Consider the following 25,299-nt stretch of genomic DNA (forward strand, 5'->3'; position numbering starts at 1 on the left):
GCGCTCTATTGATCGATTGCAATCATTGCTCAGGACAGTGTCAACTGTGTCAACTTGCCGCCCGGCCCCCCGTCCGATTGGCCCTGATGACACCGCGCGCCTGCGCTGCTAACGGCGGGCGCATGACCGAACTCTCGTTGATCCGCAATTTCAGCATTATTGCTCACATCGACCATGGCAAGTCCACGCTGGCCGACCGCCTGATCCAGTTCACCGGCGGCCTCTCGGCGCGCGAGATGAGCGAGCAAGTCCTGGATAACATGGACATCGAGCGCGAGCGCGGGATCACGATCAAGGCGCAGACCGTCCGGCTCGACTACACCGGCAAGGACGGCAAGACCTATCAGCTCAACCTGATGGACACGCCGGGGCACGTCGATTTCGCCTATGAAGTCAGCCGCAGCCTCGCCGCCTGCGAGGGCGCGCTGCTGGTGGTCGACGCGGCGCAGGGCGTTGAGGCGCAGACGCTTGCCAACGTCTACCAGTCGATCGAGCATGATCACGAGATCGTGCCCGTCATCAACAAGATCGACCTGCCCGCCGCCGAGCCCGAAAAAGTGCGGCACGAGATCGAGGAAGTGATCGGCATCGACGCCAGCCAGGCGGTGCTCACCAGCGCCAAGTCCGGCATCGGCATCGAGGAAGTGCTCGATGCCATCGTCGCACGCATCCCCCCGCCGGGCGGCGACCGCAACAAGCCGCTCAAAGCCATGCTCGTGGATAGCTGGTACGATCCCTACCTCGGCGTCGTCATTCTGGTCCGTGTGATCGACGGGGTCATCAAGAAGGGCCTCTCGGTCAAGTTCATGGCCGGCGGCACCGAACACCTGATCGACCGTGTCGGCTGCATGCGCCCCAAGCTGCAAGTGCTCGACGAACTGGGTCCGGGCGAAATCGGCATCATCACCGCGCAGATCAAGGAAGTCGCGCAGGCCCGCGTGGGTGACACGATCACGACGGTGAAGCAGGGCGCGACCGAGGCCTTGGCGGGCTTCAAGGAAGTCCAGCCGGTGGTCTTCTGCGGCCTGTTCCCGGTCGATGCGGCAGACTTTGAAAAGCTGCGCGAAAGCATCGGCAAGCTGCGCCTCAACGACGCCAGCTTCTCGTTCGAGATGGAAAGCTCGGCCGCGCTCGGCTTCGGCTTCCGCTGCGGCTTCCTCGGCCTGCTTCATCTGGAAATCATCCAGGAACGCCTCAGCCGCGAATACGATCTCGATCTCATCACCACCGCGCCTTCGGTGGTCTATCGCCTGTCGATGACCGACGGCACGGTGAAGGAACTCCACAACCCCTCCGACATGCCCGATCCGGTCAAGATCGCGGAAATGGAGGAGCCGTGGATCAAGGCGACGATCTACACGCCCGACGAATACTTGGGCTCGATCCTCAAGCTCTGCCAGGACCGCCGCGGCATCCAGACCGGCCTGACCTACGTCGGCGGCCGCGCGCAGGTGACCTATGAACTGCCGCTCAACGAAGTGGTGTTCGATTTCTACGATCGCCTCAAATCGATCAGCCGCGGCTACGCCAGCTTCGATTACGAGCAGATCGGCCTGCGCGAAGGCGATCTCGTGATGATGAACATCCTCGTCAACAACGAGCCGGTCGACGCGCTATCCATGGTCGTCCACCGCAGCCAGGCTGATCCGCGCGGCCGCCATCTGGTCGAGCGCCTCAAGGACCTGATCCCGCGCCACATGTTCAAGATCCCGATCCAGGCCGCCATCGGCGCCAAGGTGATCGCGCGCGAGACGATTAGCGCCATGCGCAAGGACGTCACCGCCAAGTGCTACGGCGGTGACATCAGCCGCAAGAAGAAGCTGCTCGACAAGCAGAAAGAAGGCAAGAAGCGCATGCGGGAATACGGCAACGTGACCATCCCGCAGGAGGCGTTCATCGCCGCGCTGCGGATGGGCGAGGAATGACGAGCGCCCGTATCAACTTGCCGTAAAGCCGCCGTCCACCACCAGTTCCGAGCCGGTCATGAAGGCGGCGCGGTCGGAGGCGAGGAAAGTGACGGCGTCGGCGATGTTTTGCGGCACGCCGAAGTGGCCCAGCGGGTGGCGGTCGGAAAAGGCTGCGCGGGTGTCGTTTTCGCCGGTGCCGGTGGCGGCGGCGAACTGGGAGACGAGATCGCGGCCCATGTCGGTCTCGATGATGCCGGGGTGGATCGAATTGCAGCGGATGCGCGCGGCCGCGAGTTCGACCGCGACGCCTTTGGTGAAGAGGCGGACCGCGCCCTTGCTGGCGTTGTAGCAGCTGACCAGCGGGCTGCCGACGAGACCGGCGACCGACGACAGGTTGATGATCGAGGTCCCGCCGGTCCACAGGTTGGCACGTTCGGCGAGGAGCGGGACGGCGTGTTTGCAGCCAAGGAACACGCCTTCGACATTGACGGTGTGGAGGCGGCGCCAGTCCTCCAGCGTGGTTTCGGTGAGGGGCTTGGCGAGGAACAGCCCGGCGTTGTTGACCAGAATGTCGAGCCCGCCGGCCGTATCGCGGGCGTAGGCCATCGTGTCGATCCAGCTTTGCTCGTCTGTCACGTCGTGCGCGCGGGCGAGGCCGCCGATCTCATCCGCAAGGGTTTCGGGCGCGGCAAGGTCGGTGACGATGACACGGGCACCCAGCGCGGCGAGGGCGCGGGCCGAAGCCTCGCCAATGCCGCGCGAGGCGCCGGTGACGAGGGCAATGCGGCCGGCTAGTTCAGTCATGAGCGTCTCTCTCCATCGGTTCTGTTTGCGCAGCATCCTAGCGCCGATTTTGCCGATGGCTACTGGTTCGGGGAGGACTGGTCAGGCGCTCTTTCGTGGCCGCACTGCCAGGACTGCGATGCCGATGGCCAGGCAGGACAGGCCGAGCACCGCGAAGAATGGCACGATTCCGGCCGCCACGATCACCGCGCCCATGCCGGAACCGGCGACCGCGCCGATGCGGCCGAGCGATAGCGTGATGCCCACGCCCTGCGCGCGGATGGGGGCGGGAAAGGCGTTGACGGCAAGAGAGAACAGCATGATCTGGAGCCCTGACATGAAGACACCGGCAGCGGCGAAACCCAGCACGACCAGCGAGGCCGCGTGCAGGCCGCCGGACAGCATCGGGCCGATCGCGAAAGTGCAGGCGGTGCCGAGGATCGCCATCACCACCATGGGCATGCGCGGGCCGAAACGGTCCATCATCCGGGAGCCTACCAGCGCACCGACGATCCCGCCCAGATTGAATGCGCCGGCGCCAAGCGAGGCAACCGCCAGATCATAGCCAAGCGCCGCGAGCATGGACGGGCCCCAGTTGAACACGAGGTAATTGCCGAGCAGGCCGAACAGGAACGCCGCCGAGAGCGCGAGCGTATCGCCAAGCAGCGGGGGGCGGAACAGCGCCTTGATGCCGATGGCAGGTTCGGAAGCGGCAGATGTTTCGGGCGCAAAGCGGGCCGGAACATCGAAGCCCGAAGCGCGCAGCACGCGCCCTAGCTCTGCGCGGCGGCGCGGGCGGTGCATGAGGAACCGCGGCGATTCCGGCAGAAGTGCGAGGAGGGCGCAGGTCACCGCGATGGTCAGCCCACCAGCGGTGAGGAACAGCGCGCGCCAGCCATAAACGGGCAGCAGCCATGCGGACAGTGCTCCGCCGACGAGGCCGCCGAGCACGACCGCGAGCATGCTGATCGAGACCGAAAGGCTGCGGCGATGCGCCGGGGAGAATTCGGAGACCAGCGCGGTCGCGTTCGGCAGCGCGGCGCCCAGCGCAAGGGTGGAGATGAAGCGGCAGGTGGCCAGCATGGGCAGGCTATCGGCAAAAGCAGAGGCGGCTGTGGCCAGACCGAACAGGCCCACCGCGCTGACCAGTGTGGGGCGCCGCCCGGCGCGATCACCCAGCCAGCCGCCAAGACCACTGCCGATCGACATGATGAGCAGGCCCGCGACCACCACCGGCACGAAGCTTTCACGCGGGAGGTGCCACGCCTTCATCAGCGCGGGCATGGCAAAGCCGAGGATCTGGTTGTCCAGCCCATCGAGCAGGATCGCGGCGGTGCACAGCGCGAGCACGCGCTTCTGGTAACCGCTCCAGCGGCCCGCATCGATCAGGTGCTCGATGTCGATGCGCGGAAGATCGGCCTCCATGTCGTCTGGCATGGGTTCAACGTCCAATTCCAATCTCCTCCTCGCCTTCAGGGCCCGTTTGCATCGATCACGCCATCGACGAGATTGTTCGACCACAAGCGCTCGTCCAGCCGCCCGGGCGCGGTGAGACTGCGTAGCCAGGCTGCGTTGGCCGCTGCGGCGGTGCGGGTGCGGCGCAGGGCTTCGTGGCGATCGATGAGGTCGAAGCGGAACGTGTGGCCGGCCGGCATTTGTGCCAGCCGATCGACATCGGGTCCGATCAGGGTGGCGATCTTCGGGTAGCCGCTGGTGGTCTGATGATCGGCGAGAAGGACGGTGAGCCCGCCATCGCCATCGGCCTGCAAGCAGCCGCGCAGCGCCGGTTCGCTGGGCATCGAGATCGAGGTGGGCACGAGTGGCGGGCCGCCGAGTACGCGGCCCATCCGGTCGAAGCGGGACGTGACGGTGAAGCGCGCCTGCTCCAACTGGCGGACAGCGTCTGCCAGGAAGTGGCGATCCTGCGGCCCGAGCACCACGGCAAGGCTGTCCGGCGGTCCGGATGGGGGAGGTGGTGCCAGCGTGCTGGGATCAAGCGTGCGCGGGGAATCGAACGTGAAGGCCGATCCCGCCTCGATCAGGCCGCCGCCGAGCCCGGACGAGGCATGGGTCGCGCTGCTGCCGAGCCAACGCGGCGCGGCATGCTGGCCGGCGAAGGCGAGGTAGGCCCAGTTGCCCGATCCAGCGCGGATACGCAGGCGCTGGCCGGCGTGGAGCGTGCCCACGCGCCAGGCCCTTGGTTCGTCGCCGTCGATATCGGCGAGGAACCCGCCGCCGCATAGCGCGAAGCCGATTGCGCCGTCGTGGCAGGTGATGAGACAGCCGCCGTGCGAGAGTTCGAAGCCCCAGCCGTCGGTAGCCCCGGTCGCGGCGAGCGCGGCGGCGAAGGCGAGGCGGTCGACCGGGCCGGACGGCGGCACGCCGAAGCGCATCGAGCCGGTGCGGCCGCGATCCTGGATCGTGGTCAACGGCCCGGCGGCTTCGAAGAGGATGCGCGCCTGAATCAACTAGCGTTCCCGCTCGAAGCGGATCACGTCACCGGGATCGAACAGGAACGGCTGCGCGCGGGCGGGATCGAGGATTACTTGCGCGGTGTGGCCGATCACCCACCAGCCAGTCGGCATCGGCAGGGTTGTGATCAGGCACTGCGCGCCCGCGATGATCACGCTGCCGGCGGGGTGGCCGCGTTCGGCGCGGGGCTTGCGCGGCAGGTGCAGCGCGGGCGGCACGCCGCCGAGATAAGCGTAGCCGGGCGCGAAGCCGTACATGAAGACGCGGTATTCCCCGGCGAGGTGCTGGGCGACGACCTCGTCCGGCGTGAGGCCGGTTGCCTTGGCCACGGCTTCCAGATCGGGGGCCGAGGCGGCGTCATAGCGGACCGGGATCACGTGTTCGCGCGCTGGCCGCGTCTCGATCGCGGCGCTTTCTAGCAGCGCGAGGGCGTGGGCCGCGATCCGGTCTCCGCCGGTTAGCAGCGGATCGAACACGATCATAAGCGAGACATAGGCCGGCACGGTTTCGATCATGCCCTGCGGGGGCTGGCCGGCCAGCGCACGATCGAGCGCCACGACGCGCTCATTGGTTGCGGTGCTGATTTCTCCGCCGAAATCGATGAGGACGGCGCTCTCGCCGATCGGCCGGACGGATACCGCGCTCATGTTCACCGCAGGAAGGGCGCGACCGTGACTCCGCGTCCGCCGAGCGCGACGCGGATCGCGCGGGCCATGACCACGGCATGGGGATCATCGCCGTGTACGCAGATCGAATGGCCGGCCAGCCTGACCGGTTCGCCGCCCACGGTTGGCATCATGCCGGTTTCGAGCCAGCTGAGCAGGCGTGCGGCAGCGGCGCCATAGTCTTCGATCATCGCGCCGGGCTGGCCGCGCGGGACGAGATTTCCGGCAGGTGTATAGCCGCGGTCGGCGTAGATCTCGCTGAACACGCGGACGCCCGCATCGCGCGCGGCCTGTTCCAGCACGGTGCCCGAGATGGCGAGGATCGCGAGCTTGCCATCGATGGCGCGGACGGCGCGCACGATGGCTTCAGCGATGGCGCGGTCTTCGCTCGCGACATTGGCGAGCGCGCCGTGGGGCTTCACATAGGAAACGTGCGTGCCCGCCAGCGCTGCGATGGCGATCAGCGCGCCAGTCTGTGCGGCGACGAAGCGCTCCACTTCCGCCGGAGGGAAGGGCAGGCGGCGGCGGCCGAAGCCCTCCTTGTCGGGATAGCTGGGATGCGCGCCCACGGTGATCCCGCGCTCACGTGCAAAGGTCAGCGTGCGAAACATCGTTTCGGGATCGCTGGCGTGGCCGCCGCAGGCAATGTTGGCGCTGGTGACGATATCCAGCATGGCCTTGTCATCGCCCATCACCCACGGGCCATAACCCTCGCCAAGGTCGGAATTGAGATCGATCATACGGAGCTTGAGATCAGGCATCAGCGCTTTTCCGGACTTCGAGGACGACACCGCAGCAGGGGCCGCATCGAAATAGGTGAAGCCGCTGCCATTGTCTCGCCTTGCGCGCATCAAGGGGAGGAAATCCCGCTGAGCTTGCGCTAAAGCCTCTCTGATATGAACGCCGAACGCACCAGCACCCCCAAATGGCTCATCCCGCGCGCTTGCCCGATTGCGGGTGACCGAGAGGTCTGTTCCTGATGGCGGGTGCGCTGGACGGCCTGCTGGTGGTGGCGCTGGAGCAGGCAGTGGCGGCGCCGCTGTGCACGCGCCAGTTGGTTGACGGCGGCGCGCGGGTGATCAAGCTGGAGCGCGCCGGCGGCGAGACGGCGCGCCACTATGACACAACCGTTCACGGCGCATCGGCCTATTTTGCCTGGCTCAACCGGGGCAAGCAGAGCGTCGTGATCGATGTGAAGGACGCAGGTGACCGGGCCATGGTCGAGCGCATGGCGGGCAAGGCGGATGTCTTCATCCAGAACCTGGCGCCGGGTGCGGCGGCGCGGCTGGGGCTGGATGCGGCCGCACTGGTGGCGCGCCATCCCCGTCTGATTGCGGTCGACATCTGCGGCTACGGGCAGTCCACCGCGGCCCACGCGATGCGCGCCTATGACATGCTGGTGCAGGCCGAAGCGGGCATTTGCGCCGTTACCGGCACGCCTGAAGCCATGGCCAAGGTGGGCGTTTCGATTGCCGACATTGCGACAGGCATGAACGCGCATGCTGCCATTCTCGAAGCGCTGATCGGGCGGGGGAGGACCGGGCGGGGGGCGGCCATCGAGATTGCGATGTTCGATGCGATGGCGGACTGGATGGCGGTGCCGCTGCTGCATCTGGAGCATGCCGGGCGTGTTACCGGGCGGCACGGCCTCGAACATGCGGCGATCTATCCTTATGCCGCCTATGCCTGCCTTGACGGCTCGTTGATGATCTCGATCCAAGCGCCGGATGAATGGCGGCGGTTTTGCGCTGGCGTGCTGGGCAATGCCGCGCTGGCGGATGATCCGCGCTTTGCGACCAACCCTGACCGCGTGGTCAACCGCGAGACACTGGCGCGGATCGTGGGCGATGTGCTGGCCGCCATGACCATTGCTGACGCCAGCGCGCTGCTCGATCGGCACCGCATCGCGTGGGGCCGCGTATCGACCGTAGCGGACGTTTCCGCCCATGCCGCGCTGCGCCGCGTGCCCGCCGAAGTGGGCGGTGAGGCGTTTGACCTGCCGCGCCCGGCGGGGCGATCCGGCGCGCTGCCGACTGCTATCCCCGCGCTCGATGCCAACGGGGCCGACCTGCGCCGAGAGTTCGGCGCAGGCTGAAGCGCCTCAGGCGCTTGCGGCGGGGTCCTTGTGCAGCCATTCGGCATGGCGCGGCGCGCGCTTGGTGCGGCTCCATTCCTCGAGCATCACGGGGGCGAGTGTCTCCAGCTCCTCATACTGCGCGGCCGTGCCGATATTGCAGGCGAGTTCGAGCCGGTGGCCGTTGGGATCGAAGAAATAGATCGAGCGGAAGATGCCGTGATAGGTCGGCCCCAACACGTCGATGCCCTCGGCTTCGAGATGCGCCTTGGCCGCATGGAGCGCGGCTTCGTCCGCCACTTCGAAGGCGAGGTGCTGCACCCAGGCGGGGGTGTTGGGGTCGCGGCCCATCTCCGGCTGGTTCGGCAGCTCGAAGAAGGCGAGCACATTGCCGCCGCCGCAATCGAGGAACACATGCATGTAAGGATCATGCTCGCCGGTGGAGGGCACGGTGTCTTCGGCAAAGGCAGTGGTGTAGCGCATGCCCATCACCCGCTCGTACCACGCGACGGTCTCCTTCGCGTCGCGGCAGCGGTAGGCGACGTGGTGGATGCGTTTGATCTGGGGGATCATGCGGCGGCTCCTTCCACCTGCAGCACGCCGCGCCGCATCTGGTCGCGCTCCATCGACTGGAAGAGGGCGGTGAAGTTGCCTTCGCCGAAGCCCTCGTCCTTCTTGCGCTGGATGAATTCGAAGAACACAGGGCCGATCTGCGTTTCGGAGAAGATCTGGAGGAGCAGGCGCGGGTCGCCCGCTTCGGTCGAACCATCGAGCAGGATGCCGCGCTTCTGGAGTTCCTCGACCGGTTCGCCGTGGCCGGGCAGGCGCTCGGCCAGCATCTCGTAATAGGTCGCGGGCGGCGGGGTCATGAACGGGGTGCCGAGCGCCTTGAGGCGGTCCCATGCGCCGAGCAGATCGTCGCAGGCGAAGGCGATGTGCTGGATGCCCTCGCCATTATAGGCGCGCAGGAATTCCTCGATCTGGCCGCCGCCCGCTTTCGCTTCCTCGTTGAGCGGAATGCGGATCTTGCCATCGGGCGCGGTCATCGCGCGGCTGGTGAGGCCGGTGTATTCGCCCTTGATGTCGAAATAGCGGATCTCGCGGAAGTTGAAGATCCGCTCGTAGAACGCGGCCCAGTGCGCCATGCGGCCGCCGTAGACGTTGTGGGTGAGGTGGTCGATCGTGTGGAAGCCCGCACCTTTCGGCTGGCGGTCCACGCCCGGCAGGTAAACGAAATCGATATCGTAGATCGAAAGGTCGCCCAGCGGTGAGCCTTCATAGCGGTCGATCAGATAGATGATCGCGCCGCCGATGCCGCGGATCGCGGGGAGGCTGAGCTCCATCGGCCCGGTGCGCACCTCGACGGGCTCTGCGCCGCGTTCGAGCGCCTTGGCGTAGGCTTCGGCGGCATTGCGCACGCGCCAGCCCATGCCGCAGGCCGAAGGGCCATGCTCGGCCGCGAACCAGGCGGCTGGGCTCTTGGGCTCATAATTGGCGATGAGGTTGATGCCGCCCTGGCGCCAGAGCTGCACCGCCTTGGAGCGGTGGTTGGCGATATGGGTGAAGCCCATCGCGGCGAACACGGGTTCGAGCAGGCCCGGCTGGGGCGCGGAAAATTCGATGAATTCGAAGCCATCGAGGCCCAGCGGATTTTCGAACAGATCGGTTGTCTTCGCCACTGCGTTCACCGCGTGTCTCCCATGGTTCCGGTTGCGGGCATAATAGCGCAAGGGGCACGCGCTGTCCGCGCAAAGTGCGCGTGATACGCGTTCAAATTTGCGTCTAATGAGCGGCATTCCGCAGTTCTATGCATGATTGTGGCATATTGCGGGCCAGCAGAGGGCACATGCCCCATAATTCCGGTGCATTGTTCCCCGCGCTTGGCGATAAGGCGGGGTATGAGGATCTTCGATATTACCCAGCGGCTCGATGCGCGGACGCCGCTCTGGCCGGGCGAGCCGCCTTTCGTGCTGAGCCACCATGCGGTGATCTCTGCGCAGTGCCCGGTGAACGTGGGGGCGCTCTCGTTTCCGCTCCACGCCGGAACGCATGCCGATGCGCCGTTTCATTATGACGCAGCGGGGCAGACGAGCGCCGAGACGGCGCTGGAGCCCTATATCGGGCGCTGCGTGGTGGTGGATGTGCGCCATGCCTCCGGGCTGGCGGTGCAGGTGGATGATATCGACTGGGCGGCGCTGGAGGCGGCTGGCGCGCAGCGGGTGCTGCTGCGCACCTACGATCGCTTTCCGCATGAGGCGTGGGATAGCGGATTTCGCGCCGTTTCCGCAGCGGTGATCGCGCGGCTGGCGGCGCTGGGTGTGGTGCTGATCGGCACCGATGCCGCCTCGCTCGATCCCGAAACCTCGAAGACGATGGATGCGCACCACGCCGTGCGCGCTGCTGACATGCGCATTCTGGAGGGGCTGGTGCTCGATGCGGTGCCGCCGGGAGTCTATGAGTTGATCGCGCTGCCGCTGCCGCTGGGCGGGGCTGACGCGAGCCCGGTGCGCGCAGTGCTGCGGGAGATCGCGGCATGAGCGCGTGGAGCCGCGCGGCGCTGGAAGCGCTCGATGACAGCGATCCGCTCGCATCCTTCCGCGCGGCCTTCCAGCTGCGCGAGGGGCTGATCTACCTCGATGGCAATTCGCTCGGCGCGCTGCCGCGCCGCACCACGGCGCGGCTGGAGCGGGCGGTGGCGCAGGAGTGGGGCGAAGGGCTGATCACCTCGTGGCTCGGCGCGGACTGGATGAATGCCCCGCGCCGGGTGGGTGACAAGATCGGCCGCCTGCTGGGTGCAGCACCGGGCGAGGTGATCGTGGCGGATTCGACCTCGATCAACTTGTTCAAGGCGATGACGGCGGCGCTTTCCTTGCGGCCCGAGCGATCGGTGATTCTTTCCGAGACCGGCAATTTCCCCACCGATCTCTACATGATGCAGGGGATCGCCGCGTTTTCGGGCGGGCGGGTGCGGGCCGAGGCGGTGCCGGGCGACATGGTGCTCGACCGGCTTGGCGAGGATGTCGCGGTGCTGCTGCTGACGCAGGTCCACTACAAGACCGGAAGGTCGCGCGACATGGCCGAAGTAACGCGGCGCGCACATGAAGCGGGCGCGCTGGTGGTCTGGGATCTCAGCCATAGCGCGGGGGCGATACCGGTTGACCTCAACGCGGCGCATGCGGATTTCGCGGTGGGCTGCGGGTACAAGTTCCTGAATGGCGGGCCGGGTGCGCCGGCGTATATCTTTGCGGCGCAGCGGCATCAGGCGGCGGCTGTGCCGGTGCTTTCAGGCTGGTTCGGCCATGCCGAGCCGTTCGCCTTTGAGGATCATTACCGCGCGGCCGAGGGGATCGAGCGCTTCCTCTGCGGTACACCATCGGTGCTGGGGCTGACCGCGCTGGAATGCGGGGTGGACCTGATGGCCGAGGCCGACATGGCGGCCGTGCGTGTGAAATCGCTCCAGCTCGGCCGCGTGTTCATGGACCTGATGGACGAACTGTGCGGCGACCACGGCTTCACGCTCGTAAGCCCGCGCGAGGATGCGCAGCGCGGGAGCCATGTCTCCTATGCGCACCCCGAAGGTTACGGGATCATGCAGGCGCTCAAGGAGCGCGGCGTGATCGGCGATTTCCGCGATCCCGATGTGCTGCGCTTCGGCCTGACGCCGCTCTATCTGCGCCATGTCGACATGCTGGAGGCTGTCCGCGCGATCCGCGAGGTGTGCGAGACGCGTGCCTGGGACGATCCGCGCTGGGCGGTGCGCGCTGCCGTGACCTGAAGCTGGCCTATCACTTTTACCTGATGAGGCGCAGGCGGCGAGAGGCCATGCTTCGTGCCGTGTGAGGCGAGGGGAAAACGGGCATGGGTGAGCTTTCGGGCAAAGTGGCGATCGTGACAGGCGCGGCGCGCGGGCAGGGGCGGGCGATGGCGCTGGCCTTGGCTGGCGCGGGAGCCGATGTTGCGATCTGCGACGTGGGCGAGCCGGCGATGCCGAGCGTGGGCTATGCCCTCGGCGGCGCGCTCGATGCCGTGGCGCGCGAGATCGAGGCGTTTGGAGTTCGCGCGCTTCATGCCGCTTGCGATATCCGCCGGCAGGCCGAGATCGACGCCTTCGTCGGGCGGGTGCTGGGTGAACTGGGCCGGATTGACATTCTGGTGAACAACGCGGGCATCCTCACCGGCAACACGCCGATGCACTTGCTCGATGACGAGACTTTCGAGACGACCATCGCGGTCAACCTCACCGGCAGCTGGCGGATGAGCCGCGCGGTGGTTCCGGCGATGATCGCGGGTGGCAACGGCGGGCGCATCATCAATATCGCTTCGGTTGCGGGGCTGATCGGCACGCCGGGCTTCGGCCACTACAGCGCGACCAAGCACGGCCTGATCGGGATGACGAAGACGATGGCGGCGGAATTGGGCGCTTATGGCATCACCGTGAATGCGGTCTGTCCGGGGTTCCTGCCGACCAGGATGGTCGAGCATACCGCCAGCGAGATCGGTGCGCGGGCCGGGCTGACGCAGGACGAAGTCTATGCGCAGTACCTCAGCGTGGCGCATGTGAAGGAGCCGATCCAGCCCGAGCAGACCGCCGCGTCCGTGCTCTATCTGGCGAGCGAAGCGGCACGGGTGGTGACGGGATCGAACCTCGTGATCGATGCCGGATGGTCGGCCACCTGAAAGCCTTGCGCGGCGCGGGTTTGCGACCCTAGGCTGCACATTCATTAAACGGAGGGAATGCCCGAATGACTGCTTATGTTGTTTTCATCAAGGATGGCGTGAACGATCAGGCTGAGCTGGATCAGTACAACGCCAAAGCGGGCGCTTCGATTGCGGGCCATCCGCTGAAGCCGCTGGCGTTCTATGGCCCCAACGAGACGTGGGAAGGGCCGACCGCAGAAGGCCTCGTGATCATCGAGTTCCCTGACATCGACGCGGCGAAGGCCTGGTACAACAGCCCAGCCTATCAGGACGCCAAGGTGCACCGCCTCAAGGGCGCGTCGTACCGCGTGATGGTGACCGAAGGGGTCGGCTGAAAGCTGTTGCAAGCAGGGGCTGTTGCGGCATGATGGCGTGATGGTCCCTGCGCATCAGACTATTTCGCATCGCTCGATGCTGATCGCGGGCTTCTCGACGGTGGTCGAGTGGTACGACTTCACCCTCTATATCTACGTCGCGACGATCCTTTCACGCGTGATGTTCGGCGGCGGCGAGGGCTCGCTGGCAGCGGTGCTGGCGGGCTTTGCCGTGTCCTACCTGATGCGACCGCTGGGCGCGATTGCCATGGGCCACTATGGCGACCGGCACGGGCGGCGGCGCGCGATGCTGCTTTCGATGGCGGTGATGACCGCGGCGATGCTGGGCTGCGCCTTGCTGCCCACGCACGCGCAGATCGGCCCGGCAGCGGGCTTCCTGCTGCTTGCCCTGCGCTGCGTGATGGCCTTCGCGGTGGGCGGCGAGTATACCGGCGTGGTCGCCTATCTGATCGAAGGCGCGGGGCCGCACCGGCGCGGCCTGATCACCAGCTGCGCTTCGGCGGCGAGCGAGATCGGCGCGTTGCTCGCCGTGGGCGTGGCGGCGGTGACGACCTGGGCCATGCCAGCGGAGACGCTCGATGCCTGGGGCTGGCGCATTCCTTTCTTTGTCGGCGCGGCGCTCGCGGGCGGGGTGCTGCTGGCCCGCGCGAACATGGACGAATCGCCCGAGTTCGAGCGCCAGCGCGCGGCGGGGACGGTGCCGGAGAACCCGCTGCGCCATGCGATCACGCACCAGCGGGCAGGGATCATCCGGGGCTTTGCGATCTCGGCACTGGGCTCCATCAGCTACTACGTCGGGATTACCTATGTGCCCGCCTTCCTCGCCTCGGTCGGCGCGGTGGGCGAGGGCGCGGCGCTGACGCTTTCGACCGTGGCTGCCTTCGTGGTGATCGCGGTGACGCCGCTGGTGGGCGCGCTTTCGGATCATGTCGGGCGGCGGCCGGTGCTGATCGGCATTGCGATTGCCTGCGCGGCGGGGCCGATCACGCTGTTTTCGCTGATGGCGCATGGCGGGGTCTGGCCGGCGCTGGTTGGGGCGGTGCTGCTCGCGGCGCTGGGCGGTGCATGGAGCGCAGTCGGCGCAGTGGCGACGGCCGAACAGTTTTCCGGCGAGGCACGGCTTTCCGGCCTTGCGCTAGGCGTGACAAGCGCGACCGCGCTGTTCGGCGGGGTCACGCCGCTGGTGGCGCAGATGCTGCTGGAAGGGACCGGCTGGCCTGCGGTGCCCGGCGCAATGATCGCGGTGGTCGCGCTGGTGATCCTGCCGGTGCTCTGGCGCATTCCCGAAACCGCGCCGCGCGCAGGGTGGACAGCCGAGCCGCAGCCGATATAGTTTGTTCACCTAACTATCTGGCCTAACTACAATCGGAGAGGGCGATGGCAACCGCGGCGCTGGACGACATCGAGGAAACCGCGCGGGAAGCTCCGGCGCTGATCCGTTATCTCGATGAAGGCGACTTCGTCACCCGGCGCTATGTGAGCCAGGGCGCGGAAATGAACACGGGCGATTACCGCGACTATCCCGTGGTGGTGCGCGACGGGATGCCGCTGCGCGATCATTTCAGCCTCGACGCGCACGGTTTCGTGATCGCCAAGCATGAGACGGCGATTGCCGATTTCCACGACAAAGCGGCGGTTGATGCCAGCTACCAGCGCGAGGTCGAGGCGCTGGTCGCGCGGCTGACGGGTGCGGACAAGGTTTCGACACAGGGGTGGATGATCCGCACTTCGGGCGACCTTTCCAGCCGCGCGCAGGAGAAGGTGGCCGGCTATGTCCATTCGGGCGGTATCCAGCCACCGGCGGGCGAGGCGCATGTCGATTACAACGAACTGACCGGCAAGCGCGCGGCGGCGCGGGTCTATGGGCAGGCGTTTCCAGACGGACCGGGGTACAAGCGCTACATCTGCTTTTCGTTGTGGCGCACATTCTCACCCGGCCCGCAAGACTGGCCGCTGGCGGTGTGTGACGGGCGCACGGTGAGCGATGAAGAGACCGCATCCAACACCCTGTTCGTGGTCGATGAATTTCCGGTTGGCGACGCGCTGACCGCACCGGTCGAGCGCGAGGACCAGATGATCGCGGCGACAATCTTCCGCCACCGGGAGCGCCACCGCTGGTGGTATTTCTCCGACATGGCGGCGGACGATGTGCTGCTGTTCAAGTTTCAGGACAGCGACCATTCGGTGACCTGGCGCTGCCCGCATACCGCGTTCCACGATACCAGCCTGCCGGATGCGAAAATCCGGGAGAGCATCGAAGTGCGCGGGGTGGCGTTCTTCGAGTAGATCAGGCGAGGGGGGCAAGGCCGGTAAGCACGAGCGCGACCAGCTGGGCCTGACCGGCGGTGCCGGTCTTGGCATAGAGGCGCTTCGAATAGTTGCGCGCGGTTTCCGGGGTGAGGCCGAGGCGCTGGCCGGCTTCGAGGATCGTTTCCCCTTGCGTGAGGCCGATGGCGAGCGCCGCCTCGCGGGGGGACAGACCGTGGGCGGCAGCCAGCACCGTGGCCGCATCGGAGGGCATCGCGGGTGGTGCGCTGCGGATCATGCCGATCAGGGCTGCGCCGGACCCGGGGGGCGCTGGGCGCAGCAGCAGGTGGCGCGTACCGAGCGAGACGAGGCGGCGTGCCTCGGGCGGTGCTCCCGCTAGCTGGGCGCAGGCGGCTTCGAGCGCGCGGGCGGTTTCGGGCAGAAGCTGCAGGCGGCGCAGCGGGCCGGGATCGGCGGTGAAGGCAAGCAGGCGTTCGGCTTCGGAATCGGCGGCGAGGACAGCTGCGGTGGCGCTAAGCGCGATCTCGCCGGTGCCGAGGAGGGCCAGCGTGCTTTCCGCCATCGCGGCGTGCATCCCGGCCTTGCCGAGTGCGGCGCGTACGGCAAGCGCGGCGGCGAGATGCGGGGCCAATGCAGCAAGGAGCGCGCTGTCCGCCGCGCCGAGGTCCTCGCGCTCGCGGGTGAGGAGCAGCCAAGCCTCGCCGGTGCCGGCACCGCCGACGCGGACAGCACGCGCGTGATTGATCCGCATCGCGCCGAGCGCGGACCGCTGCGCGCCGAGGCGGGCGGGTACATCGAAATCCAGCATTTCGCCCAGCGTGTAGACGCGGCCCGTGCGCATGGCGGTGCCGGGGAACAGGCCAAGTGCGGCGAGGCGCGCCAGATCGAGCGGGGGATCGAGCGCGGCGCGGGCCGCATCGGCGCGGACGGTGAGCGTAGGCTCCGGCGATCCCGGCTGCGCCAGTGCCAGTGCCGCCCGCCGCGCGCCGGTGCGCTGGAGCAGATTGCCGAGGAAGCGCTGCCACGGCGGGTCCTCCAGCAGCCCCTCCATGAGCGGCAGGTAAAGCTCGCGTTGATCGGTCGAAAGGAATGCCATGGTGCTTGTGCTCCCATATGGGAGCTTTGCACCAGCGCGCAAGAGGCCATCTGGAGTCCGCAATCCATGAGGCGCGAGAACGCGATGTCTGAACTGTCCACCTTGACCCATATCCAGCGGCTTGAGGCCGAGGCGATCCACATCATGCGCGAAGTGGTGGCCGAGGCGACCAACCCGGTGATGCTCTATTCGGTGGGCAAGGACAGCGCGGTGATGCTGCATCTGGCGCGCAAGGCGTTCTATCCGAGCCCGCCGCCGTTCCCGCTGCTCCACGTCGATACGACGTGGAAGTTCAAGGACATGTACGCGCTGCGCGAGCGCATGGCGAAGGAGAGCGGCATGGAGCTGCTCGTCTATCAGAACCCCGAAGCGGCGGCGCGCGGGATCAACCCGTTCGACCACGGCGCGCTCCACACCGACATGTGGAAGACGGAAGGACTCAAGCAGGCGCTCGACAAGTATGGCTTCGACGCGGCCTTCGGCGGCGCGCGGCGCGATGAGGAGAAGAGCCGCGCGAAGGAGCGCATCTTCAGCTTCCGCACCGCCAGCCATGGCTGGGACCCCAAGAACCAGCGCCCCGAGCTGTGGAACATCTACAACGCGCGCAAGAACAAGGGCGAGAGCATCCGCGTATTCCCGATCTCGAACTGGACCGAGCTCGATATCTGGCAGTACATCCGCCTCAACGATGTGCCGATCGTGCCGCTCTATTTCGCAGCGCCGCGCCCCACGTTCGAGTGGGAAGGCGGCCTGTTCATGGCCGACGACTTGCCCCGGCTTGAGAAGGTGCTGGGCTATCGCCCTGAAATTACGGAACGTTCGATCCGCTTCCGCACGCTGGGCTGCTTCCCGCTGACGGGTGCAGTCGAGAGCAATGCGACCACGCTAAACGAAGTGATCCAGGAAACGCTACTGACGACCACCAGCGAGCGGCAGGGCCGTGTGATCGACAAGGATGCCGGCGGCGCGGGCATGGAAGTCAAGAAGCAGCAGGGGTATTTCTGATGCCAGAAACCGATCTGATCGCTAGCGATGTGATCTACCAGACCGAGGCCCTGATTGCCGAGGACATCGAGGCCTATCTCGATCTGCACCAGCACAAGTCGATGCTGCGCTTTATCACCTGCGGCAGCGTGGATGATGGAAAATCTACGCTGATCGGGCGTTTGCTCTACGATTCTAAGATGATCTTCGAAGATCAGCTCGCAGCGCTCGAGAATGACAGCAAGAAGGTCGGCACGCAGGGCGGCGAGATCGATTTCGCGCTGCTCGTCGATGGCCTTGCGGCGGAGCGCGAGCAGGGTATCACCATCGACGTTGCCTACCGCTTCTTCAGCACCGAAAAGCGCAAGTTCATCGTCGCGGATTGCCCGGGGCACGAGCAGTATACCCGCAACATGGTCACCGGCGCGAGCACGGCCGATCTTGCCGTGATCCTGATCGATGCGCGCAAGGGCGTGCTGACGCAGACGCGGCGGCATTCCTATCTCTGCCATCTCATCGGCATCCGCCACATCGTGCTGGCGGTGAACAAGATGGACCTGATCGGCTACGATCAGGCGCGGTATGACGCGATTGTCGCGGACTACTCCGCCTTTGCCGCCAGCATCGGGATCGAGGCATTTACGGCCATGCCGATCTCGGGCTTCAAGGGCGACAATATCACCGGTCTCAGCCCCAACACGCCCTGGTATTCCGGCCCCACGCTGATGGGCCACCTCGAAGCGGTGGACGTGAACACCGCGGCCGAGGCGGCGGGCGCATTCCGCATGCCGGTGCAGTGGGTGAACCGCCCAAACCTCGATTTCCGGGGCTTTTCGGGCCTCATTTCCAACGGCACTGTAAAGCCAGGCGATGCGGTGCGGGTACTGCCTTCGGGCAAGACCAGCACCGTCACGCGCATTGTCACGCTTGATGGCGATCTCGAGGAAGCGGTTGCGGGCCAATCGGTCACGCTGTGCCTTGCCGACGAGATTGATTGCTCGCGCGGCGATGTGCTCGCGGCGTCCGATGCCCCGCCGCAGGTGGCGGACCAGTTCGAGGCGAACCTCGTGTGGATGGCAGACGAGCCGCTGGTGCCGGGGCGCGCCTATTGGCTCAAGCTGGCCAGCCAGACCGTGTCGGTCACCGTGTCGCAGCCAAAATGCACCATCAATGTCAATACGATGGAGCGGCTTGCGGCCAAGACGCTTGAACTCAATGCGATCGGTCTGGCCGAGATCACCACCGACCGCCCGATCGTGTTCGAGCCCTACACCGAGAGCCGGACATTGGGCGGCTTCATCCTGATCGACAAGATCAGCAACGCGACCGTCGCGGCGGGCATGCTCAACTTCAGCCTGCGGCGCGCGCAGAACGTGCATTGGCAGGCGCTGGATGTGACGCGTGAGGCCCATGCGCGGATGAAGGGGCAGAGCCCCGCCGTGCTGTGGTTCACCGGGCTCTCGGGTTCGGGCAAATCGACCATCGCCAATCTGGTCGAGAAAAAGCTTCACGCGCTGGGCAAGCACACGTTCCTGCTGGACGGCGACAACGTGCGCCATGGGCTCAACAAGGATCTGGGCTTCACCGAGGCCGATCGCATCGAGAATATCCGCCGCGTCGGCGAAGTAGCGCGGCTGATGACCGATGCCGGGCTTATCGTGCTCACCGCGTTCATCAGCCCGTTCCGCGCTGAGCGGGATATGGTGCGTGCGCTGCTGCCGGAAGGCGAGTTCTTCGAGATCTTCGTCGATACACCGCTGGAGGAAGCCGAGCGGCGCGATGTGAAGGGGCTCTACAAGAAGGCCCGGAGCGGCGCGCTAAAGAACTTCACCGGGATCGACAGCCCCTATGAAGTGCCGGAAGAACCCGAAATCCGCGTGGACACGATGGGCGAAAGCCCCGAAGAAGCGGCGGAGCGGATCGTGGCGCTGATCATCGGCGACTGGATGCCGGTGATCTGAAGACGTGATTTGACGAGCTTAGGGGCGTTGATGGACGATATCGAACTGGCGCGGCATCTGGCGGCGGGCGCGGCGCGGATCCTGATGGACTTGCGCGGCGAAGGTTCGCGCGAGGGCAAGGCGCTTGGCGCGGAGGGCGACCTTCGTGCCAATGCCTGGCTGATGGCCGAAGTTACCGTGCACCGGCCGGAAGACGGCGTCCTTTCCGAAGAGACGCAGGATACGCCCGAGCGCCTCGGCAAGTCGCGCGTCTGGATCATCGATCCGCTCGACGGTACGCGCGAATATGGCGAGGGGCGCAGCGATTGGGCGGTGCATGTCGGCCTCGCGGTCGATGGGACGGCTACGCTGGGCGCAGTGGCGCTGCCGGGGCTGGACCTGGTGCTCGATAGCGGCGCGCCGCAGCCGCTGCCGCCGATGGCCGAAACCCCGCGCCTGCTGGTCAGCCGCACGCGGCCCGCGCATGAAGCGGTCGAAGTTGCGAAGATGCTCGGCGGTGAACTGGTCCCGATGGGCTCTGCCGGCGCGAAGGCCATGGCGGTCGTACGCGGGGAGGCGGAAATCTACCTCCATTCGGGCGGGCAATACGAGTGGGACAACTGCGCACCGGTGGCCGTGGCAGCTGCTGCTGGCCTGCATGTGTCGCGCATCGACGGGTCGCCGCTCGCCTATAACAACCGCGACACTTACCTGCCGGATCTTCTCATCTGCCGCCAGGAATGGGCGGAGCAAGTCCTTGGTGCCGTTGCGGCAATCGAGGCTTGACCCTGTTTCGGTTTGCAGACACGGGTAGGAGGCAATGATCGATCCCCGCTTGTTCCGTGATGTGCTCGGCGCCTACCCGACCGGCGTTTGTGTGGTGACTGCGCTTGCCGCCGGTGGCGAGCGGCACGGCCTCGTCGTTGGCTCGTTTACCTCGATTTCGCTCGATCCACCGCTCGTCGGTTTCTTTCCGGACAAGCGTTCCGGCACCTGGCCGCGGATCGAGGCGACGGGGCGATTCTGCGTCAATGTGCTTGGCGCGGACCAGCTCTCGCTATGCCGCCGTTTCGCCGCGCGCGCCGATGACAAGTTTTCGCAGTTGGCCCACGGGCAAAGCCCGGCTGGCCTTCCGGTGCTCGACAACGCGATTGCGTGGATCGATTGCACGATCGAGCGCGTGACCGAAGTGGGCGATCACTGGCTGGTGGTTGGCGCGGTGGAGGCGCTGGGCAAGCAGAACGAGGGCAATCCGCTGCTGTTCTTCCGCGGCCAGTATCACGACCTCACGCTGCTGGCCGACTGAGTCGCTTCCAGGCGCAGTTTTTCCTACCGATCGGTAGAATTTTTTCGTCTCGGTTCGCTGGTTTGATCTCGGTCAAGGATCGCTGCGCCCGCCGCTGCCAGAAGGATGGGGCGCGGAAGGACCCGCCCGGGTTCCTGGGCTGTCATTCCCCCTTCCGCCGATTTCTCCCCGACTTCGGGCGGCCAGCAACCCTGGCCGCCCACTTTTCGTGATGTTTTTTAGCGGGCTAGCGCGGATGCATGATTGCCGCAGACCTTTCCGGCTGGTAGAACCGGAGTGGATGAGTGCCTGTGATACTTGCATAGTCCGCAATCGGGCGATTTGCGCCGGTCTCGAACACCCCGAGATCTCGGCCCTCAGTGCCATGGGCCGTCGCCGCACTGTTTCTGCCGGTGAACCGCTGATCTGGGAAGACGACGATTCGCTGCTCGTCGCCAACGTGATCGAAGGCGTTCTGAAGCTGACGACCAGCACCGCCGATGGGCGCGAGCAGATCGTGGGCGTCGCTTACCCTTCCGATTTCATCGGCCGCCCGTTTGGCCAGACTAGCGCCGCCAGCGTGATCGCGCTGACCGACGCGCGCGTCTGCGTCTTCGCGCGCAATGATTTCGACCGCTTTGCGCGCGAACACCCTGAGCTCGAACACAAGCTGCTGGAACGCACGCTGGCCGAGCTTGACCGCACCCGCGCGTGGATGATGCTACTGGGCCGCAAGAGCGCGCCCGAAAAAATCGCGACGTTCCTGCTCGACATGTCCGAGAGGCTGGCAGACAACGGCTGTATGGCGCACACTGGCCCGGCGCGGCAGTTCACGCTGCCGTTCTCTCGCCAGCAGGTCGCGGACCTCCTCGGTCTCACCATCGAGACTGTCAGCCGCCAGTTCACCAAGCTGAAGGGCGATGGCGTGGTTGCGCTGCCGGGGCGGCGCGATGTCGAGATTCTTGACCGCAGCGCGCTGGAATCGCTCGCCGGTTAGGCGCTCAGCCGCGCTCGTTGCGGCGGCACCATTCACTGATGATGCGCAGGTAGCTTTCAGGCTTGTCGCGGAGAATCGCGTGCGCTGCGCCTGAAATCGTGCGGTACTGTGCATGTGGCACGCGGCGGGCGAAACCGGCGACAGTCTGGGGCCGCGCTTCATCAAATTCTCCGGCAACGAACAGCGTGCGGCGACCATCGAGGCGCGCCAGCAGCGGCTCCCCGTTATAATCGCGCAAGGTGCCGGTCGCGCGGAATTCGACTGGGCCCCACATGCCGTTGTAGACCTTGTCGCCCGCGTAGGCGGGCAGCGCGGCGCGATAGGCGGCCACGCGCGGATCGCCCGGCGTGCGCCAGACATGGCGGCCGAGATAGGCTTCATCCGCCGCCGCGCACTGCGCAGCACTGGGCGGTGCATCGCCCTCGCAGGCATCGAGCGTGCCGCGCCACTGCGCGGGAAGCTCTTGCCGCAGCGCGGCGGCATCGGCGATCCAGCTGCGTGTGGAGACTAACGGGGACTGGATAATCAGCCCTGCGAGCGCGGCAGGGCGGCGTGCGCCGTATTCAAGCGCCAGTGTGCCGCCCCAGCTGCCGCCGCCCAGATGCCAGCGCGCGATGCCCAGTGCGCGGCGGACGGCTTCAATCTCTTCCACAAAGCGCTCTACTCTCCAATTGCGGGGATCGCCGGGCGCATCCGAGCGGCCGCTGTCGAGCTGATCGTAGAGAATGATCGCGCGCTCATCTGCCAGCGCAGTAAGCGCGAGGAGCCCTGCATGGCCGCTGCCTGGCCCGCCGTGCAGATAGACGAGCGGAAGGCGCGGACCGGCAAGATCGCCGTTGACGCGAACATAGACACTGCCGCCTTCGACCGGGACCATGAGATCGCGGTCCGGCTTGATGCGCAAGGGGAGGGCACGGCCCGGTTCTGCGGCGCGGGCAAGCGGCGCGGATGCAAGCGTGGCGAGGCCGGCACCGATCAGGTCGCGGCGGGTCCAGTGCGGTGGGGCGAGGTGCATGGCGTCCATTGTCACCAGGCCGTGCCGCGATGCAAGTGCGTGGGGCGCAGATGCACCGACGGGCGGTAAGCGGAGCCGAAAGCCCTGCCTGCCGCCCGCCGGCTCCCCCGGGGGTTAGCGCAGCCGCTGCGCAGAGGGTCGGAGGCCTCCCGCAATACGGCCGCGCAACGGATCAGAAGCGGTAGGACACGCCGCCGCTGACAATCCACGCATTCACATCGTGCCGCGTGGTCAGCGCCTCGACACCGCCTGCGGTGTAGAAGTGCGCCGTGGTCTTCATCCAGTACTTCTTGGCATCGAGCGTGAGGCCGTAGCCCTTCTTGCCGAGCGGGACATCGACGCCGGCCTGAACGACCGCGCCGACATCATTCGACAGGCGCACGCGTGCAGCGCCCAGCGCAGCCGCAGCCGCGCCGGGGCGCTCACCCAGCCACAGGTGGAGCGAAGGACCGACGCCGATATACGGCTTGATCCCGCCGGGAAGCGGCAGGTGGTATTTCAGCGTCAATGTGGCGGGGATGAGGATCGCGTGATCGATGATTGCCGCGCCGGCAAGCGCGCCGGCCCCGGTCACGTGGTGGGCGCTGGTGCAGCAGATCGTTTCGGCAGAGATGTTCTTGGTGAAAAAGTATTCGATCGCCACAGTCGGGGCGACATTGTCGCTTGCCTTGGTCTGGGATCCCGCCGGCAGGCCGATGAGATCCTTCTCGATCCGGGTGATCTTGCCATCGGGCAGCACGCCCGAGCCGAGCACCTTGATCTGCCATTTGCCCTCGGTGGAGCCTGCATGGGCGGGAGCCGCGATGAGCGCGGTGGAGGCGAGCGCCGCGCCGATGGCGGCCAGTTGGACAATCTTCATGAGCAGAGCTCCCAAGCTGCGTGGGTCCTGCCCCTTGCAGGACTGCCAAGCCTCGCAGCACGAGTGTCCAATGATCCGGCGGGACGTCATCAACATTGACGGAGCGCAAATTGCGAAGAGAAAAAATAACCGGAAAGGCAAATGATTTCAGCGGAGGTAGGATTGCCTGCTGCAAATTGACACCGGTCAATGTTGCGGGGGCGAAGGCCGGGCAGGGACGGTCCAGGACTTGATCCCAACATCCGCTTGGAAGGGTGCTTCCCATGGACTCCGTACTCCCGCGCACTGGCCTCTGGCTCGGCGCGTTGTTCTTCACGGTGATCGCCACCGCGCTGGCGGTCGATACCGGCTTTGCCGTCCACATGATGATCTGCGGCCTCGCCGCGCTCATCGGTCTTGTCGTCACGGTGCGGGGCTGGGACCCCGCTGCCACGATTCGCCCGGTTGATACAGGACGTTACGATGACGATCTGATCCGCCTGGGTGTCATCGCCACGGTCTTCTGGGGCATGGCGGGGTTCCTCGCGGGCCTCTATATCGCGCTTGAGCTGGCCTTCCCGCAGCTCAATCTCGGGCTGCAGTGGATCAATTTCGGGCGGCTACGGCCCTTGCACACGTCTGCCGTGATCTTCGCATTCGGCGGCAACGCGCTGATTGCCACCTCGTTCTACGTCGTTCAGCGCACCTGCCGCACGCGGCTTGCCTTGCCGGGCCTCGCGAAGTTCGTGTTCTGGGGATACCAGCTGTTCATCGTGCTGGCGGCCACCGGCTACCTTATGGGGATAACCCAGGGCAAGGAGTACGCTGAACCGGAATGGTACGTTGACCTGTGGCTCACGGTGGTCTGGGTCGCCTATCTCGCGGTCTTCGTCGGCACGCTGCTCAAGCGGTCGGAACCGCACATCTATGTGGCCAACTGGTTCTACCTCGCCTTCATCCTGACCGTGGCGATGCTCCACCTCGTCAACAACGCGAACATTCCGGTGAGCTTCTTCGGATCGCGCAGCTATCCGGTGTTCGGCGGGGTGCAGGGTGCGCTGGTGCAGTGGTGGTATGGCCACAATGCGGTGGGCTTCTTCCTCACCGCCGGCTTCCTCGCGATGATGTACTACTTCGTGCCCAAGCAGGCGGAGCGGCCGGTCTATTCCTACCGGCTTTCGATCATCCACTTCTGGGCGCTGATCTTCCTCTACATCTGGGCGGGTCCGCACCACCTTCACTACACCGCGCTGCCGGATTGGGCGCAGACGCTGGGCATGGTCTTCTCGGTCATGCTGTGGATGCCGAGCTGGGGTGGGATGATCAACGGCCTGATGACGCTCAACGGCGCCTGGGACAAGATTCGCACCGATCCGATCCTGCGCATGATGGTCCTTGCGCTCGCCTTCTACGGGATGAGCACGTTCGAAGGCCCGATGATGAGCATCAAGTCGGTCAACTCGCTGAGCCACTATACCGACTGGACCATCGGCCACGTCCATTCGGGCGCGCTGGGCTGGAACGGGATGATCACGTTCAGCTGCCTCTACTACATGGCGCCGCGCCTGTGGGGCCGGACACGGCTCTACAGCCTGCGCATGGTGAACTGGCACTTCTGGCTCGCGACGCTGGGGATCGTTTTCTACACCGCCGCGATGTGGGTGGCGGGGATCACCCAGGGCCTGATGTGGCGCGAATACGGGCCGGACGGCTATCTGGTGAACTCCTTCGCCGATACCGTCGCCGCGCTTCACCCGATGTATGCGCTGCGTGTCTTTGGCGGGCTGCTCTACCTCTCGGGCGCCACGGTGATGACGATCAACATCACCCGCACGATCCTTGGCCACTATCGGCAGGAAACACCGCTGCACTCGGCCGCGTTCGATCCGGCGCGCGACGTGCCGCTCAGCCCCGCCACTGCCATCTGACCCGGCCTGACAGG

General features: G+C 66.1%; 24 protein-coding genes. 14 read left to right on the forward strand and 10 right to left on the reverse strand.

Annotated elements, in window-relative coordinates:
* Positions 1-122 precede the first annotated feature (122 nt).
* Positions 123-1,925 (forward strand): translation elongation factor 4, encoded by a 1,803-nt coding sequence (lepA, locus tag ACO06X_RS19710; RefSeq protein WP_298171657.1) that lies wholly within the window; start codon positions 123-125, stop codon positions 1,923-1,925.
* 12 nt (positions 1,926-1,937) lie between these two features.
* Here lepA and ACO06X_RS19715 read toward each other — a convergent pair whose 3' ends face one another.
* The 5 genes from ACO06X_RS19715 to ACO06X_RS19735 all read right to left on the reverse strand — a co-directional run bounded on the left by ACO06X_RS19715 (position 1,938) and on the right by ACO06X_RS19735 (position 6,678).
* Positions 1,938-2,711, reverse strand: coding sequence for an SDR family NAD(P)-dependent oxidoreductase (locus ACO06X_RS19715; protein WP_421837823.1), 774 nt, complete (start codon positions 2,709-2,711; stop codon positions 1,938-1,940).
* A gap of 81 nt (positions 2,712-2,792) precedes the next feature.
* Positions 2,793-4,142, reverse strand: coding sequence for an MFS transporter (locus tag ACO06X_RS19720; RefSeq protein ID WP_421837824.1), 1,350 nt, complete (start codon positions 4,140-4,142; stop codon positions 2,793-2,795).
* Between the two features lie 20 nt (positions 4,143-4,162).
* Positions 4,163-5,158, reverse strand: a complete 996-nt coding sequence (locus ACO06X_RS19725) for a biotin-dependent carboxyltransferase family protein (RefSeq protein ID WP_421837825.1) — start codon at positions 5,156-5,158, stop codon at positions 4,163-4,165.
* Complete coding sequence (pxpB, locus tag ACO06X_RS19730) at positions 5,159-5,809, reverse strand: 5-oxoprolinase subunit PxpB (protein ID WP_421837826.1); 651 nt, start codon at positions 5,807-5,809, stop codon at positions 5,159-5,161.
* A gap of 2 nt (positions 5,810-5,811) precedes the next feature.
* Positions 5,812-6,678, reverse strand: coding sequence for a LamB/YcsF family protein (locus tag ACO06X_RS19735; protein WP_421837827.1), 867 nt, complete (start codon positions 6,676-6,678; stop codon positions 5,812-5,814).
* A gap of 128 nt (positions 6,679-6,806) precedes the next feature.
* On the opposite strand from ACO06X_RS19735, the gene ACO06X_RS19740 reads away from it, so the two are divergent.
* Positions 6,807-7,922, forward strand: coding sequence for a CaiB/BaiF CoA transferase family protein (locus ACO06X_RS19740; protein WP_421837828.1), 1,116 nt, complete (start codon positions 6,807-6,809; stop codon positions 7,920-7,922).
* Positions 7,923-7,928: 6 nt separating this feature from the next.
* Here the strand turns inward: ACO06X_RS19740 and ACO06X_RS19745 are convergent, their stop codons facing one another.
* Positions 7,929-8,474: a VOC family protein gene (locus ACO06X_RS19745; RefSeq protein ID WP_421837829.1), complete on the reverse strand. Its 546-nt coding sequence runs from the start codon at positions 8,472-8,474 to the stop codon at positions 7,929-7,931.
* Positions 8,471-9,589 carry a 4-hydroxyphenylpyruvate dioxygenase gene (gene hppD / locus ACO06X_RS19750; RefSeq protein WP_421837830.1) on the reverse strand — a complete coding sequence of 373 codons (1,119 nt, stop codon included), beginning with the start codon at positions 9,587-9,589 and terminating at the stop codon, positions 8,471-8,473. Before hppD ends, ACO06X_RS19745 begins: the two co-directional genes overlap by 4 nt.
* 210 nt (positions 9,590-9,799) lie before the next feature.
* On the opposite strand from hppD, the gene kynB reads away from it, so the two are divergent.
* The 6 genes from kynB (at position 9,800) to ACO06X_RS19780 (ending at position 15,220) form a co-directional block, all read left to right on the forward strand.
* Positions 9,800-10,438 carry an arylformamidase gene (kynB, locus tag ACO06X_RS19755; protein ID WP_421837831.1) on the forward strand — a complete coding sequence of 213 codons (639 nt, stop codon included), beginning with the start codon at positions 9,800-9,802 and terminating at the stop codon, positions 10,436-10,438.
* The gene (gene kynU / locus ACO06X_RS19760; protein WP_421837832.1) at positions 10,435-11,676 is read left to right on the forward strand and encodes a kynureninase; all 1,242 of its coding nucleotides are present in this window, start codon (positions 10,435-10,437) and stop codon (positions 11,674-11,676) included. The genes kynB and kynU overlap by 4 nt, the downstream gene beginning before the upstream one ends.
* Before the next feature lie 83 nt (positions 11,677-11,759).
* On the forward strand, positions 11,760-12,578 hold the full coding sequence (locus ACO06X_RS19765; RefSeq protein ID WP_421837833.1) for an SDR family NAD(P)-dependent oxidoreductase: 819 nt from the start codon (positions 11,760-11,762) through the stop codon (positions 12,576-12,578).
* Positions 12,579-12,643: 65 nt separating this feature from the next.
* Positions 12,644-12,934: a DUF1330 domain-containing protein gene (locus tag ACO06X_RS19770; RefSeq protein ID WP_298171622.1), complete on the forward strand. Its 291-nt coding sequence runs from the start codon at positions 12,644-12,646 to the stop codon at positions 12,932-12,934.
* Positions 12,935-12,974: 40 nt separating this feature from the next.
* Complete coding sequence (locus ACO06X_RS19775; RefSeq protein WP_421837834.1) at positions 12,975-14,267, forward strand: MFS transporter; 1,293 nt, start codon at positions 12,975-12,977, stop codon at positions 14,265-14,267.
* Between the two features lie 44 nt (positions 14,268-14,311).
* A complete protein-coding gene (locus ACO06X_RS19780) occupies positions 14,312-15,220 on the forward strand; it encodes a CmcJ/NvfI family oxidoreductase (protein ID WP_421837835.1) in 909 nt (302 codons plus the stop codon).
* Position 15,221: 1 nt separating this feature from the next.
* Here the strand turns inward: ACO06X_RS19780 and ACO06X_RS19785 are convergent, their stop codons facing one another.
* A complete protein-coding gene (locus tag ACO06X_RS19785) occupies positions 15,222-16,298 on the reverse strand; it encodes a helix-turn-helix transcriptional regulator (protein WP_421837836.1) in 1,077 nt (358 codons plus the stop codon).
* Between the two features lie 66 nt (positions 16,299-16,364).
* On the opposite strand from ACO06X_RS19785, the gene cysD reads away from it, so the two are divergent.
* From cysD to ACO06X_RS19810, 5 genes are all read left to right on the forward strand, one after another.
* Entirely contained in the window at positions 16,365-17,303 is a 939-nt protein-coding gene (gene cysD / locus ACO06X_RS19790) for a sulfate adenylyltransferase subunit CysD (protein WP_421837837.1), read from the forward strand.
* Complete coding sequence (gene cysN, locus ACO06X_RS19795; RefSeq protein ID WP_421837838.1) at positions 17,303-19,243, forward strand: sulfate adenylyltransferase subunit CysN; 1,941 nt, start codon at positions 17,303-17,305, stop codon at positions 19,241-19,243. Before cysD ends, cysN begins: the two co-directional genes overlap by 1 nt.
* A 30-nt stretch (positions 19,244-19,273) precedes the next feature.
* Positions 19,274-20,008 (forward strand): 3'(2'),5'-bisphosphate nucleotidase CysQ, encoded by a 735-nt coding sequence (locus ACO06X_RS19800; RefSeq protein WP_421837839.1) that lies wholly within the window; start codon positions 19,274-19,276, stop codon positions 20,006-20,008.
* Positions 20,009-20,042: 34 nt separating this feature from the next.
* Positions 20,043-20,528 (forward strand): flavin reductase family protein, encoded by a 486-nt coding sequence (locus ACO06X_RS19805; protein ID WP_298171592.1) that lies wholly within the window; start codon positions 20,043-20,045, stop codon positions 20,526-20,528.
* Between the two features lie 280 nt (positions 20,529-20,808).
* Positions 20,809-21,504, forward strand: coding sequence for a Crp/Fnr family transcriptional regulator (locus tag ACO06X_RS19810; RefSeq protein WP_421837840.1), 696 nt, complete (start codon positions 20,809-20,811; stop codon positions 21,502-21,504).
* A gap of 4 nt (positions 21,505-21,508) precedes the next feature.
* On the opposite strand, the gene ACO06X_RS19815 is transcribed toward ACO06X_RS19810, so the two are convergent.
* Positions 21,509-22,519: a proline iminopeptidase-family hydrolase gene (locus ACO06X_RS19815; RefSeq protein ID WP_421837841.1), complete on the reverse strand. Its 1,011-nt coding sequence runs from the start codon at positions 22,517-22,519 to the stop codon at positions 21,509-21,511.
* A 172-nt stretch (positions 22,520-22,691) separates the two neighbouring features.
* On the reverse strand, positions 22,692-23,378 hold the full coding sequence (locus tag ACO06X_RS19820; protein WP_421837842.1) for an OmpW/AlkL family protein: 687 nt from the start codon (positions 23,376-23,378) through the stop codon (positions 22,692-22,694).
* A gap of 263 nt (positions 23,379-23,641) precedes the next feature.
* On the opposite strand from ACO06X_RS19820, the gene ccoN reads away from it, so the two are divergent.
* Entirely contained in the window at positions 23,642-25,285 is a 1,644-nt protein-coding gene (ccoN, locus tag ACO06X_RS19825; protein ID WP_421837843.1) for a cytochrome-c oxidase, cbb3-type subunit I, read from the forward strand.
* Positions 25,286-25,299 lie beyond the last annotated feature (14 nt).

Source organism: Novosphingobium sp. (genome assembly GCF_965229225.1).
Taxonomy (GTDB): Bacteria; Pseudomonadota; Alphaproteobacteria; order Sphingomonadales; family Sphingomonadaceae; genus Novosphingobium.